This window comes from Glycomyces algeriensis (assembly GCF_027622855.1).
Classification (GTDB): domain Bacteria; phylum Actinomycetota; class Actinomycetes; order Mycobacteriales; family Micromonosporaceae; genus Glycomyces; species Glycomyces algeriensis.
Genome location: NZ_JAPZVR010000002.1, coordinates 137,012 through 150,420 on the forward strand (window position 1 = coordinate 137,012; position 13,409 = coordinate 150,420).

Annotated in this window: 13 protein-coding genes; 3 read left to right on the forward strand and 10 right to left on the reverse strand. The window is 73.0% G+C overall.

The window, feature by feature from the left end; all coding sequences use genetic code 11:
• Window positions 1-77: 77 nt before the first annotated feature.
• On the reverse strand, window positions 78-896 hold the full coding sequence (locus O2L52_RS03825) for a helix-turn-helix domain-containing protein (protein WP_270113996.1): 819 nt from the start codon (window positions 894-896) through the stop codon (window positions 78-80).
• 90 nt (window positions 897-986) lie between these two features.
• Between O2L52_RS03825 and O2L52_RS03830 the strand changes: the two genes are divergently transcribed.
• Window positions 987-2,261 (forward strand): glycoside hydrolase family 27 protein, encoded by a 1,275-nt coding sequence (locus O2L52_RS03830; RefSeq protein WP_270113997.1) that lies wholly within the window; start codon window positions 987-989, stop codon window positions 2,259-2,261.
• On the opposite strand, the gene O2L52_RS25400 is transcribed toward O2L52_RS03830, so the two are convergent.
• The 4 genes from O2L52_RS25400 to O2L52_RS03845 form a co-directional block, all read right to left on the reverse strand.
• Window positions 2,172-2,579 (reverse strand): RICIN domain-containing protein, encoded by a 408-nt coding sequence (locus O2L52_RS25400; RefSeq protein ID WP_416259862.1) that lies wholly within the window; start codon window positions 2,577-2,579, stop codon window positions 2,172-2,174. The genes O2L52_RS03830 and O2L52_RS25400 overlap by 90 nt on opposite strands.
• A 15-nt stretch (window positions 2,580-2,594) precedes the next feature.
• Complete coding sequence (locus tag O2L52_RS03835) at window positions 2,595-3,149, reverse strand: GNAT family N-acetyltransferase (protein WP_270113998.1); 555 nt, start codon at window positions 3,147-3,149, stop codon at window positions 2,595-2,597.
• Between the two features lie 120 nt (window positions 3,150-3,269).
• Complete coding sequence (locus tag O2L52_RS03840) at window positions 3,270-4,592, reverse strand: NAD(P)/FAD-dependent oxidoreductase (RefSeq protein WP_270113999.1); 1,323 nt, start codon at window positions 4,590-4,592, stop codon at window positions 3,270-3,272.
• 677 nt (window positions 4,593-5,269) lie between these two features.
• Window positions 5,270-6,136, reverse strand: a complete 867-nt coding sequence (locus tag O2L52_RS03845; protein ID WP_270114000.1) for a GNAT family N-acetyltransferase — start codon at window positions 6,134-6,136, stop codon at window positions 5,270-5,272.
• 98 nt (window positions 6,137-6,234) lie between these two features.
• Between O2L52_RS03845 and O2L52_RS03850 the strand changes: the two genes are divergently transcribed.
• A complete protein-coding gene (locus O2L52_RS03850) occupies window positions 6,235-6,957 on the forward strand; it encodes an SDR family NAD(P)-dependent oxidoreductase (protein ID WP_270114001.1) in 723 nt (240 codons plus the stop codon).
• Window positions 6,958-7,173: 216 nt separating this feature from the next.
• On the opposite strand, the gene O2L52_RS03855 is transcribed toward O2L52_RS03850, so the two are convergent.
• Together O2L52_RS03855 and O2L52_RS03860 are read right to left on the reverse strand one after the other, a co-directional pair.
• Entirely contained in the window at window positions 7,174-8,346 is a 1,173-nt protein-coding gene (locus O2L52_RS03855) for an RNA polymerase sigma factor (protein WP_270114002.1), read from the reverse strand.
• A gap of 10 nt (window positions 8,347-8,356) precedes the next feature.
• On the reverse strand, window positions 8,357-8,770 hold the full coding sequence (locus tag O2L52_RS03860) for a YciI family protein (RefSeq protein ID WP_270114004.1): 414 nt from the start codon (window positions 8,768-8,770) through the stop codon (window positions 8,357-8,359).
• A 211-nt stretch (window positions 8,771-8,981) separates the two neighbouring features.
• Here O2L52_RS03860 and O2L52_RS03865 point away from each other — a divergent pair, with 211 nt between their 5' ends.
• Window positions 8,982-10,244 (forward strand): M20 metallopeptidase family protein, encoded by a 1,263-nt coding sequence (locus tag O2L52_RS03865; RefSeq protein ID WP_270114005.1) that lies wholly within the window; start codon window positions 8,982-8,984, stop codon window positions 10,242-10,244.
• A 52-nt stretch (window positions 10,245-10,296) separates the two neighbouring features.
• On the opposite strand, the gene O2L52_RS03870 is transcribed toward O2L52_RS03865, so the two are convergent.
• The 3 genes from O2L52_RS03870 to O2L52_RS03880 are packed head-to-tail and all read right to left on the reverse strand — an operon-like array spanning window position 10,297 to window position 13,362.
• Entirely contained in the window at window positions 10,297-11,457 is a 1,161-nt protein-coding gene (locus O2L52_RS03870; protein ID WP_344472555.1) for a Gfo/Idh/MocA family protein, read from the reverse strand.
• A 16-nt stretch (window positions 11,458-11,473) separates the two neighbouring features.
• Window positions 11,474-12,595, reverse strand: a complete 1,122-nt coding sequence (locus tag O2L52_RS03875) for a Gfo/Idh/MocA family protein (RefSeq protein ID WP_270114007.1) — start codon at window positions 12,593-12,595, stop codon at window positions 11,474-11,476.
• On the reverse strand, window positions 12,592-13,362 hold the full coding sequence (locus O2L52_RS03880) for a ThuA domain-containing protein (RefSeq protein ID WP_270114008.1): 771 nt from the start codon (window positions 13,360-13,362) through the stop codon (window positions 12,592-12,594). Before O2L52_RS03880 ends, O2L52_RS03875 begins: the two co-directional genes overlap by 4 nt.
• Window positions 13,363-13,409: the final 47 nt, after the last annotated feature.

Below are 13,409 nucleotides of genomic sequence, written 5' to 3' on the forward strand. Positions count from 1 at the left end.
TCAACACAACGCTCCCGGGCCCGCCTCCTGTTGGTCCGGCCCCCGCGATCGGCGTTCCGACCCGATCGTTTCAAGGGTCAGTCGGGCGCCGATCCTGCTCGCAGGGCGGCGCGGTACTGGCCCGGGCTGGTGCCCACGAGCTTCGCGAACTGGGCGTAGAAGTTGCTGCCCGAACCGAATCCGGCGGCGTAGCCGACCGCGGAGCAGTCGAGGTCGGTGGTCGCGAGGAGCCGCTGGGCCTCGGCGACACGGCGGCGGAGCAGGAAGTCCCCCATCGTCATGTGCCAGGCTTTGCGGAACAGGGTCATGGCGTACTCGGTGTTCAGGTGGACCACCGCCGCGACGTCCGCCGTGGTGATCGGCTCCCGGAACCGTTCCATGATGTACGCCGCCATGCCGAGCGGCCGCGACGCCGGGCCGGTGCCGCTCGGCGTGCGGGCCGCGCGCAGAGTGCGGCGCACGAGCGCGTGCAGCTCCAGCAGCGCGGCGTCCGCGTCGGGCCCGGCGAAGTCCGACTCCCAGCGCCGCCAGACCTTTTGAGCGTCCACATCGGAGGGCATCGCGGCGAGCGCCGGGCGGCCCTCCAGGAGGCCGCGCAGCTCGGCCGCCGGCAGGTCCCAGGTCAGGACCGTGGAGAGCGGGACGTGCGCCCAGCAGACCTCCGCGGGCTCCCCCTCCGGCGCGAGCAGCCGGTGCGGCAGGCTCGCCCAGAACACGGCCGTCCGGCCCTCCTCGACGCGCAGGCGGCGCTCGCCGAACAGGTACTCGACGGCCCCGCGGGTGACGACGTTGACCTCGATGTCGTCGTGGCTGTGGGCGCCGTCCATCGCCGGGGCCGCCCCGTGGGCGACCCAGATCCCGGCGTGGGCGGGCGCCGCCACCGCTTCGTGCTTCACGAGGGGCGATGCTAGCCGAACAAAGGATCCCGGAGGAACGGCCAAGCGGACCGGATTCACGTTCGCTCCGTCACGGCTAGGTTTGAGCCCATGACGTCGACATCTGCGAGGAAGCTCGCCGCGCAACGCCCGCCCATGGGCTGGAACAGCTGGGACTGCTTCGGCGGGGCGGTGACCGAGGACCAGGTGGTCGCGAACGCCGAGTTCATGGCCGCCGAGCTCCTGCCCTACGGGTGGGACACGGTCGTGGTCGACATCCAGTGGTACGAACCGGACCCGGGCATCGAGCACGGCTACAACCCGGTCGCCGACCCGGTGCTCGACGCGTGGGGGCGCCAGCTCCCGGCCCCGAACCGCTTCCCCTCTGCCGCGGACGGCTCGTTCAAGGCGCTGGCCGACCGCGTGCACGCGCTGGGTCTGAAGTTCGGCGTGCACATGATGCGGGGCATCCCGAAGAAGGCGGTCGAGCTGGACCTGCCGGTCCTGGGCGGCGACACCACCGCAGCGCAGATCGCCGACCGCGAGAACGCGTGCACCTGGAATCCGGACAACTACGGCATCGACCACTCCAAGCCGGGCGCGCAGGCGTTCTACGACTCGCAGCTCGCGCTGTTCGCCGAGTGGGGCGTGGACTTCGTGAAGCTCGACGACGTGCTCCACCCGCCGACGCAGAGCGTCGAGATCGCCGCGTACTCGCGGGCGATCGACAAGTGCGGGCGGCCGATCGTGCTGAGCCTCTCGCCGGGGAAGGCCTTGTCCTTCGCGCACCTCCAAGCGCTTCGCGAGAACGCGGAGATGTGGCGGATCTCCGACGACCTGTGGGACGACTGGGAGTCGCTGAAGGAGATGTTCCAGCGCGCGGCGCGCTGGGCGCCGCACCAGGTGCCGGGCGCCTGGGGCGACGCGGACATGCTCCCGCTGGGGCGCATCGGCATCACCGCGCACGCGGGGCCGGACCGGTTCTCGCGCTTGAACTTCGACGAGCAGCGCACGATGCTCACGCTGTGGTGCGCGATGCGCTCGCCGCTGATGTTCGGCGGGCACCTCCCCGACACGCCGCCGGAGACGCTGGCGCTGCTGCAGAACCACGAGGTCCTGGCGCTGCTCGAGAGCTCGGGCAGCCGCGAGGTCGTCCGCGACCACGACCTGGTGGTCTGGCGGGTCGAGCTCGACGGCGCCGAGGCCTGCGCGGTGTTCTGGCTCGGCGACGAGGCGGCCGACCTCGAGGTCCACCTGGCGGACGTCGGCAGCGCGCACCGCACGAGCGCCCGCGACCTATGGGCGGGCGAAGCGGTCCCGGTCAAGGACGGCTCGGTCCGCGTCCGCGTTCCGGCGCACGGCGCCCGGCTGCTGCGCCTGGAGTAACGCGCGCGAACCCTGGATTCGGGCGGCCCCGGCGGTGATCCGCCGGGGCCGCTTCAGCGTCAGACGAGCTGCCCCTGCGGGGGGGCGGTGTTCAGGCAGGTCCCCTGCCTGACCACGGATCCGGCCGTGGGCGGCGTTGTTCAGGCAGGTCCACTGCCTGACCTCGGATCCGGCCGCGGTCCCGAAGTTGTAGTTGTCGAGGCAGAGGCCGTTGTGGCGGTTGACGAGGGTGACGTAGCCGCCGCCGGCGTCGACGACCCGCCACTGCTGCACGTCGAGGTTGTTGCAGGTCCACTGCCGACCGAAGGAAATAAATATTGCGAGCCGGCGGGCTCAGCGGTCGCGGGCGGCGCGCCATTCCGGGGCGAGGACCGACCAGATCTCCATGTCGTGGCGTTCGCCGCGGTGGAGGTAGGCCTCCCGGGCGACGCCCTCCTTGGTCATGCCGAGCCGCTGGGCGACGGCGATGCTGGGGGTGTTGCGGGTCGAGGTCCACCAGTCGACGCGGTGGATGCCGCGCACCTCGACGGCCCAGTCGATGATCGCGGTGACCGCTTTGGTGACCAGGCCCTTGCCCACGGCGGCGGGTTCGAGCCAGCAGCCGGCCTCGGCGGTCTCCATGCGGAAGTCCATGGTGCGGAAGAGGACGCCGCCGACGAGGACGCCGTCGACCCAGATCCCCCACATGCGCCCGGTGTCCGCGGCGGCCTTCTCCTCGAAGGTCGTCAGGATGCGCCGGGCGGCGTCGGCGTCGGCGATCGCGTCGGCGAAGGCGACGTGCCGTCCGATGAACTCGCGGCCGCGGTCGACGTGGGCCACGAGCTCCTCTGCCATGTCCGGCAGCAGGGGGCGCAGCTCCGCGCCGTCGCCTAGGGAAGTCTTGAACATGGGTCCTCCGGATCTGGCCGCGCCGACAGACGACATGTTCTCACATGCGGGCCGGACCCGGCCGGGGCGATCGTCCGGGCACTGAGGAGCCGCCGCCTCGCGGCGGCGGCGGATCCCCGGCTACCTCGCGGCCGGGACGCGCGGCGGCGGGGCGGGGAGCTCGGGGTCGGCGGTGTCGAGCGGGACCGCGGGCGAGCGGACGAGCCCGAACTGGACGCTTTGGCGCCGCAGGAGCGCGTCGAGGGCCCAGTCCACGGCGGTCCTGATCCGGTTGGAAGGCATGGCCATCAGGTGGTAGCCGCGGGTGACGACCTTCGCGGGCAGGCCCGAGAGGGGGATGCCGAGTGGCTTGGCGGCGGCCTGCATGCCGCCGAGGTCGACGACGAAGCCGAGGTCGTGGTGCTTGTACGGGCGGGCGGTGCCGCGGCCGAGCGAGGCGGCGATGTTGCGCGCGACGGCGTTGCCCTGGCGTTCGGCGTGCTGCCCGGTCATCGCGCAGATCTCGCCCGGCCGGGTCAGGTCCGGCACGGCCGCGGCGTCGCCGCACGCGAAGATCTCGGGGTACCCGGGGACGGCGAGGAACTCGTCGACCTCGATGCGGCCCTGGAGCGTTGCGAGTCCGATGTCGGCGACGACGGGGTCGGGGCGCACACCCGCGCTCCACACGATGGTGCGGGTGGGCACGAACTCGCCGTCGGTGAGCGCGACCCCGGCGGCGGTGGCCTCCTCCACCGAGGTGCCGGGCCGCACCTCCACGCCGCGGCGGCGCAGCACGCGCGCCGCGGTGGCTCCCAGGCGGGGCGAGAGCTCCGGCAGGACCCGCTCGGCCCGGTCGAGGAGGAGCCAGCGGACCGGCTGGTCGCGCAGCTGCGGGTGGCGGCGGGTGAGGGCCTTGGTGAGGAGCTGCCCGGCGGCGGCGACCTCGGTGCCGGTGTACCCGGCGCCCACGACGACGAAGGTGCAGCGGGCCGCGCGTTCGACCGGGTCCTCGGCGCTCGCGGCGAGCTCGATCTGGCGGATGAGGTGGTCGCGCAGGTAGATCGCCTCGGGGATGCCCCGGAATCCGTGGCTGTGCTCGGCCACGCCCGGGATGGGCAGGACCTTGTTGACGCTGCCGACCGCGAGCACCAGCCGGTCGTAACCGAGTTCGCCGCGGGCCTCCTCGGGGTCGCGGTAGTGGACCCGCTTGGCGGCGACGTCGAGGTGGTCGACGGTGCCGAGGACCAGGCGCACGCCCGGCAGGGTGTCGGTGAGCGACACGGCGATCCGGCGCGGGTCGAGCACGCCGGCGGCGACCTCGGGCAGCAGCGGGAGGTAGAGCGAGTAGTCGGTCGGGTTGACGAGCACGACCTCGGCGCGGCCCTTGAGGTGCCGCGAGAGCTTGCGGGCGGCGTGGAAGCCGGCGAATCCGGCTCCGACGATCACGATGCGGGGTTGGCGCATGGCTTGACTCCTATGGCGAGGCGGGAATCGCTGACCGCAATGGACTGTCGTCATTGACCGCGACCAGGTGGTTCTCGCAATAGGTTCATCTTGCCTGCGCCGCAATGGCACAAGGGTCCCCCGCGAGGGGGAGCGCCCTCCCCTGCGCGAGGGGAACCGAGGAGCTCGCCGAGACGCCGCTCACGACGCCGCGCGGGAACGGCTGCTCGGCGAGCTCGGTGCGGCCGGGCGGGAGCACCGGAACCGGCGGCTTCATCGATGGCGTGCGCGGGGCGCGACCGCCTCCGCATCAGGCCGCGCGGCACCGCGTTGGCGCTGGTCCGCGACGCGAATGGTGCCGCCAGCGGCGACGCTCGCTCGCAACCAACGGCGTCTTCGGTGCGGCGTTCACCGAAGAGGCGACCGACTTCGCGGTCAGGCCGCGCGGGCACCGTACTCGAGGCGCCCGAACCGGTGGCTTCGCCGATGCGGCGCCTCGCGACGCCGCGCGGGAACCGTTGCGCGACAAGGCGGCCGGGCGGGCTCTGCCCGCCCGGGCGCGGTGGGGCCGGCGGGGGCCCGGGGGCGGCCCCGCGCGCCCCCGCGCGGTACCGGGGGCCCCCCCGGGGGGGGGGGGGGGCCCCCCCCCCCCGGCCGCTTTCGATCCGGCGTTCGCCGAGGGTCAGACCAGGTTCGCGTCAGGCCGCGCGGTGGCGGTCGAAGCGTTCGGGGAGCGGCACGAAACCGGCGGCGCGGTAGGTGGCGACGGCGCTGACAAGCGAGCTCGGCGTGGCGACCATCGCGCTGGAGGAGCCGAGCTCCTGGAGCGCGGCGGCTGCGGCGACGCAGATCGCCTTGCCGTGGCCGCGGCCCCGGTGGTCCGCGTGGACGCCCATCGGTTCGACCAGGCCGGGCCTGCCGGGCCCGGCGGACCACACGGTCACCATGGCGACGGCGACGCCGTCCTCGTCGAAGCCGATGAGGCAGCGGGCGTCGGCGTACGCCGGGCCCTCGGCCATCGCCTGCCAGCGCTCCACCGAGAAGGTCGAGCCCTCGAACGCGGACCGCTGCAGCGCCGCGCGCAGCTCCGCGTCCTCAGGGCCGGCCACTTCGATGCGCAGGCCCGAGTCCTCGACCGGCCCGGACAGGTCGCGGCGCAGCGGCGTCCAGGCTTCGTCGGTGTCCCAACCGGTCTCGGCCAGCGACTCGTTGAGCGCCGCGCCGGTCGGGATCTCGGCGTTGACCTTGCCGGCGGGCAGGACGCCGCGCTCGGGGTCGTCGAGGTCGGCGGCCATCCGCCGTGCGAGCGCCTCGTCGTGCATGAGGTCCGGTGCGGTGGTCACCCGCAGCACGTCGGGGCCGTCGAGGAACCCGACCGCCGCGATCTCGCCGTCGCGGGTCCAGGTCCGCACCGATGCAGCGGTCTTCTCGGCACCGAGCTGCCAGAACCAGCCCAGGTCGCCGGGGTGCAGCTGCAGCGGCGCGTCGTCGGACTGCCACGACCGCAATGCCGCGACGGCGGCGTCGAGTTCATCGGTTCGCGGCGTGTGCAGTTCTATTTCCATGGCCCGATCTCACACCGCCGCGCCGGTTCCCGCAACCGGATTCGGGGCGCGGGCGCGGGTATCTTCGGGCCCCCAGGCATTCGACGAAAGGAACGCCCATGGCGCTCATCCTGATCACCGGGGCCTCGACCGGGCTCGGCCTGGCCGCCGCGCGGTCGCTCGCGAAAGAGGGCCACGAGGTCGTCGTGCACACGCGCAGCATCGACAGCCTCCCCGACCTGGAGCTGCGCGGATCCGTCCACGGGGACCTCTCCAGCATGGACGAGACGGCGGTGGCCGCCGAGCAGGCCGACGCGTTCGGGCGGTTCGACGCGGTGATCCACAACGCCGGGGTGTATCGCGATCCCGGTGCACTGCAGGTGAACACGGTGGCCCCGTACCTGCTCACGGCGCTGATGTCGAAGCCGCGCAGGCTGATCTATTTGAGCAGCGGCTACCACCTCGACGGCTCCACCGATCTGGATGCGGTCGACTTCGGCGAGACCGGGGTGCGGCCGGGCGCGTACGAGGACTCGAAGCTGTACGAGACGGCGCTGGCGTTCGCGCTCGCGCGCCGCTGGGCCGACACCGTGTCGCACGTGGTCGACCCGGGCTGGGTGCCGACCCGCATGGGCGGCCCCGGCGCGCCCGGCGACCTCGAGGAGGGGTACCGGACGCAGGAGTGGCTGGCGTCGGCGCCGGACGAGGCGATCGAGCCGCGCACCGGCGGCTACTGGCACCACCGTCGCATCAGCCGCTCGCACCCGGCGGCGTCGGACCCGGACTTCCAGTACGAGCTGATCGGGCGGCTCGAGGCGCACACGGGCGTGAAACTCGGCTGACCGGCGGCCCGCCGGACCCGAGGTTCCCCGGCCGCCCGCAGAAGCGCCCAGCGAGGTCGAAGACCGGCGCGATCGCCCAGCGTTTGAGGGCCTTCTCCTGCCGCAGGCCGTGGGCCTGCACCGGATGCGTCTTCTTTTCGGCGGGCTTCGCCGCGCAGCGTGGGGCCTGCGCCTTCCGAAGGCGCAGAACGAAGGCACCGTGCCCGAAGTGGCGTCTCAGTCGGGCCCGGGACCGGTCATGCGGTTGAGGCGGGCGGCCTGCTTGAGCAGGTGGGCGTGCTCGGCGAGGACCGCCGTCGACTCGGCCGCGACCTTGTAGAGCCGGGCCGCCTCTGCGCGGTTGCCGGCCCGCTCGTGCAGGTACGCGGCGACGGCGTCGCGGCGCGGCAGGCCGGGGTCGAGCGCTTCGACCAGCCGCAGTCCCGCGAGCGGGCCGTCCACGTGTCCGACGGCCACGGCCCGGTTGAGGGCCACGACCGGGCTGCCCGGCGTGAGCCGCGCGAGCTCGTCGTACCACTCGAGGATCTGCGGCCAGTCGGTCTCCGCCGCGGCGGCCGCGTCGTCGTGGAGCGCGGCGATCGCGGCCTGCGCCTGGTACTCGCCGACCCGGCCCATTGCCAGCGCGTGCTGCAGCAGGTCGACGCCTTCGGCGATCATGCCGGTGTCCCAGAGGGCGCGGTCCTGCTCGGCGAGCGGCACGAGCTGGCCGGCCGTGTCGGTGCGGGCCGGGCGGCGCGCGTGGTGGAGCAGGAGGAGCGCGAGCAGGCCCGCCGCCTCCGGGTCGCGCGGCACCGAGGCGACGAGCTGGCGCGCGAGGCGGATCGCCTCTGCCGACAGGTCCTCGGCGGTCTTGTCGCCCGCGAACCCCTGGTCGAACATGAGGTAGAGGACGCGCAGCACGGCCCGCACGTCGCCGGGCCGCTCGAACCGCTCCCCCGCGAGGGTCCGCTTCGCACGTGAGATGCGTTGCGCCATGGTCGGTTCGGGGACGAGGAACGCGCGGGCGATCTGGGCCGTGGTGAGGCCGCCGACCGCGCGGAGCGTCAGCGCGATGGCGGACGCGGGCGAGAGCGCCGGGTGGCAGCAGCGGCTCAGCAGCAGGAGCGTGTCGTCCGCCTGCCCGGCGGGGCCGGCGGCCGGCTCGCGGTGCACCGCGATCTCGCGCATGACCCGGGCGGAGGCCGAGCGGCGCGCATCCAGGAACTTGCGCCAGGCGACGGTGACGAGCCAGGCCTTGGGCTCGTCGGGGGCGCCGTGCTCCCAGCCGCGCACCGCTTCGGCGAGCGCGTCCTGGACGGCGTCCTCGGCCGCCGCGAAGTCGGCTCCGCGGCGGACGAGGGCGCCCAGTACCTGCGGGGTGAGGTCGCGCAGCAGGTGGTCGTCGATCATCGGGAGAGGGCTAGTCCTCGACCGCGGGAGCCTCGCCGTGGAACGGCCGCACCTCGAGCCATTCGTGGAGCGGCAGGCCGTCCTTCCCCGGCGCGGCGGACAGGTGGGCGGCGGCCTCGTAGGCGCGCTCCTCGGACTCGACGTCGATGGTGATCCACCCGGCGATGAGGTCCTTCGTCTCGGCGAACGGGCCGTCGGTGACCGGCGGCCGGCCCTCCCCGTCGTACCGCACGAACCGGCCCTGCGGGGCGAGCGCCTGGGCGTCCACGAACTCGCCGCGTTCGCGCAGGTCGTCCATCATGTCCCACATGTACTGCATGTGAGCGGTGATCTCGTCCGGCGTCCAGTCCTCCATCGGCGCCTCGGCGTTCGGGTGCTGCTTCGGTCCGCCGCGGTAGTGCTTGAGCAGCAGGTACTTGGCCATGACGGCCCTCCTTCGTTTCGGGCGGCTCGTTCGCCGCTGACAACACTAGGACGCAGCCGGTTCGCGGTTCTCGACATCCCGGCGCCACTGATCGCAAAGTTTTTTCGGGGGGTCCGCCTCACCGCGCTTGCGGGGGCTGGCGTGCTGGTGCCGGACGACCGGAATCCGAAGAATCAGAGAGGTCAAAGCCCCTCTGAGTCGAAGGAGACCCATGTCCCGCTTCACGATCGACACCCCCGCCCTCACCCGCCGCGCCGTGATCGGCGCGGCGGCGGTGGCCGCCGCGACCGCCGTGCCCGGGGCCGCGCAGGCGGGCACCGCCCTGCACCAGGACGCGATCGACGACGCCGCCGCGCGGTTCGAGGCCGACCTGATCGCGCTGCGGCGCGACCTCCACGCCCACCCCGAAGGCCCCGGCGAGGAGGCCCGGACGGCCGCGCTCGTCGCCGAGCACCTCACCGCCGCCGGCCTCGCCGTGACGACGGGCGTGGGCGGGCACGGGGTCGTCGGCGTCCTCAAGGGCCGCCGCTCCGGCCGCACGGTCGCGTTCCGCGCTGACATGGACGCCGTGCCGGGGAACGGGTCGACCGGTCCGGCGCACGGGTGCGGGCACGACCTCCACACCGCGGTCGGCGTCGGGACCGCCCTCACCCTGGCCTCGCTGCGCTCCCGCTTGCACGGCACGGTCGTGTTCGTCTTCCAGCCCGCCGAGGAGAGCCTGGCCGGGGCCCGGGCGATGCTCGACGCGGGCGTCCTGGAGACCTACGGCTTCACGGAGATCCACGCGCTCCACTGCGGGCCGCTCCCGGTCGGCACGTTCGGCGTCAACCCCGGGCTCGGCCTCCCCGGCCAGGACCACGGCTCGGTCGTGGTCACCGGGGCGGACGCGCCGGCCCGCGCCGCGGCGCTGGCGGCCGAGATCGCCGGTCTCTCCACTGTGGCGGTTCCGGCCGACTCGGCGGACCTCGAGGACCTGGTGGAGCACCTCCAGACCGAGGACGGGCCGCTCGCCGAGTTCGTGACGATGCGCGCCAACGTGGCCGGGGGCGCGACCGCGGACCGGGCCGAGGTGCGGCTCTCCTACCGCTGCTGGCCCGAGGAGCGGTACACGCAGGTCCGCGCCGACATCGCCGAGCTCGCCGAACCCCAAGGCGCCGTGGACTTCCCGAAGGATCCGTTCCCGGCGCTGGTCTGCCCCGAGGCGGACGCGCACGAGCTCAAGCGGCATCTGCGCCGCAACCTGGGCCGGGACGCGGCCACGGTCATGCACGCCGTGGTGCCCTTCAACGGCGAGGACTTCGCGCTGTTCATCGCGCACGTGCCCGGGACGTTCACCTGGCTCGGGGTGCGGGCCCCGGGCACCGACATCGCGACGGCCGCCCCGCACTTCCCGCCGTTCGAGCCCGACGAGGCCGCGATCGGCCACGGTGTGCGGGCCATGGCCGGGTGGCTCGCGAGCCGCACCCGCTGCTGACACGGCGAAAGGCCCGGCCGCGGAAAGCGGCCGGGCCTTTCGTGCCTGAGGACTAGACGGTCGTCCAGCGGCTCTCGTCTTCAGCGCTCGCCTCGACCGCGGCCAGGACCCGCTGCACGCGCAGCGCGTCGGCGAACGACGGCGTCGGCTGCTCGCCGTTCGCGATGGCGCCCACCAGGTCCACGACCTGGTGGGTGAACGCGTGCTCGTAGCCGAGCCCGTGCCCGACCGGCCACCAGTTGCCCGTGTACGGGTGCTCCGGCTCGGTCGCCTGGATCTTGCGGAAGCCCGAGTTCGGACCGTCCGCCGCGTCGTAGAACCACAGCGAGTTCATGTCCTCGAAGTCGAACGCGAGGGAGGCCTTGGCGCCGTTGAGCTCCACGCGCATCGCGTTCTTGCGGCCCAGCGCGAAGCGCGTGGCCTCGAAGACGCCCACTGCCCCGCCGGGGTTTTCAGCAGTACCGGCGAAGCGGGCGGTGAACATCGCCGCGTCGTCCACGGTGACCGGGCCCTTCGGGCCGTCGGCGCCGCCGACGCCGCCCAGGCCCACGAAGTCGCCGCCCACGGGGCGCTCCTTCACGAAGGTCTCCATGATCGCCGAGACGCCCGTGATGCTCGACCCGGCGACCCACTGCGCGGCGTCGATGATGTGCGCGCCGATGTCGCCGAGCGAGCCCGAACCGGACTTCGTCTTGTCCAGGCGCCAGGTCAGCGGCGCGTTCTCATCGGTCAGCCAGTCCTGCAGGTACTGCGCGCGCACGTGCCGGATCGGCCCCAGCGCGCCCGAGTCGACCAGCTGCTTCGCCAGGGAGAGGGCCGGCGTGCGGCGGTAGGAGAACCCGCACATCGCATACACGCCCTTGGCCTTCGCGGCTTCGGCGGCGGCCGTCATCTGCTCGGCCTCCTCGACGGAGTTCGCCAGGGGCTTCTCGCACAGCACGTGCTTGCCCGCCTCGAGCGCGGCGATCGCGATCTCGGCGTGCAGGTTCCCGGGGACGCAGATGTCGATGAGGTCGATGTCGTCGCGCTCGACGAGCCGGCGCCAGTCGGTCTCGCTGGAGTCCCAGCCGAGCTTCCCCGCCGCCGCCGCGACCCGCTCGGGGTCGCGCCCGGCCAGCGCGGTCATGCGCGGCGCGAGCGGCAGGTCGAAGAAGCGCGGCGCGGTGCGCCACGCGTGGGAGTGGGCGGCGCCCATGAAGGCGTAGCCGATCATGCCGACATTGAGGGATTCACTCACTGTCGCTCCTCTTAGAGCTCAGGGCCTCCCGTACGGAAGGCCACGATTTCAGGACGGCGAGCACCTCCGGGTCGCGCTCGGCCGCGAGCGCGGCGTCGTAGGACCGGTCGAGGACGTCGTCGATGGCGACCCGCCGGCCCAGGGACGCGCTCTGCGTCGCGGCCTCGACCATAGCGAGGCTCATGATGTTCGCGTGCACACGCCCCATCGGTTCCTCGCCGCGGCGCAGCGCGGCGACGAACTGGCGCAAGGAGCCCGCGATGTCCTGGCCGAGGTCCTCACCGGACTCGAAGGGCTCGTCGGGGTCGGCGGTCGAACCGTCCTCGCCGTTCCACAGGACCGAGCCGCGCTCGGCCGAGATCCGCCAGGAGCCGTTCCAGGAGGTCTCGTGGCCGGGGCTGCACCAGGACCCGTTGAACGTGAACCGGGCGCCGCCTTCCATGGCGAAGACCGCGTTCGCGGCCGCGTCGCCCCGGTACCAGCTCCAGCCCGGGTTGTACTCCTCGCACGTGACCGAGACGGGGTCGGCGTCGAGGAGGTAGCGGGCCATGTCGAACTGGTGGATGGCCATGTCGAGCAGGAGCGGGCTGGCCATCTCGTCGCGGAAGCCGCCGAAGTGCGGTGCCTTGAAGAAGTCGACCGCGACGATCCCGACCGCGCCGAGCCCGGCGAGCCGCTGCTTGGCCTGGTGGAGCGCCGGGTGGTAGCGGCGGTTCTGGCTGACCATGAACAGCTGCCCGGTGTGCTGGGCGGCGGCCGCGAGCGCGAGGCCCTCGGCCACGGTGGCGGCGACCGGCTTCTCCCCCAGCACGGGCAGGCCCGCGTTGAGGGCCGCGATCGTGACCGGGTGGTGCGCTTCGGGAATGGTCGCGTTCACGATCGCGTGGGCGCCCGTGCGCTGCGCCAGCTCGACCGCCTCGGCGCCCGTTTCGAGGCCCTCGATGCCGGTCGCGGCGGCGAGCTTCGCGGCGGCCTCCGGGTAGAGGTCGGCGATCCCCACGAGCTCGGCGTCGGGGCTGGCGGCGATGTTCCGCGCCCAGGCCCCGCCCATGCCGCCCGCGCCGACCACGATGAGCCGCAGGGGCCCTTCGGATGCAATGGTGCTGAAGCTCATCGCTCGAACGCCCCTCGGTACCCCTGGCCGTTGAAGAAGTCGTCGGTGTCGTAGCGGAGCAGGGTCGGGGTCTCGCGCTCGCGGTCGGGGCGGGCCCACTCGATGCCGTTGGCGATCACGTGGTTCACGTCCGGGTGGTGGTAGACCGGGAAGTCCTGGTCGCCGGGGCTGAAGTAGAAGATCCGGCCGAAGCCGCGGCGGTAGGTCATGCCGGAGCGGAAGACCTCGCCGCCGGTGAAGCCGGAGATGAAGATGAGCTCGTCCGGGGTCGGCACGTCGAAGTACTCGCCGTACATCTCCTGCTCGGGGATGACGATCGGGTTGGGGATGCCGCGGGCGATCGGGTGCTGCGGGTTCACGGTCCACACCAGTTCGCGGTCGTGCTCGCTGCGCCAGCGCAGGGTGCAGGTGGTGCCCATGAGCTTGGTGAAGATCTTGGACCAGTGCCCGGAGTGGAGCACGATGAGGCCCATGCCGGCGAGGACGTGGCGGTGCACGCGCTCGACGATCTCGTCCTCGACGTCGCCGTGGGCGGCGTGGCCCCACCAGATGAGGACGTCGGTGGCGTCCAGGACGTCGGAGGTCAGGCCGTGCTCGGGCTCGTCGAGGGTGTGGGTGGTGATGCTCGCCTTGTCGCCGAGCCATTCGCCGACGCCCTTGGCGATGGCGCCGTGCATGCCGTCGGGGTAGCGCTCGGCAACTGAGGCCTCGACCTGCTCGTGGCGGTTCTCGCCCCAGACGACCACTCGGATCGGTTCATTGGACATGTGGTGTGTCTCCTTTGGTGGTTTCGCACATTGTGAGCTTAAAAATC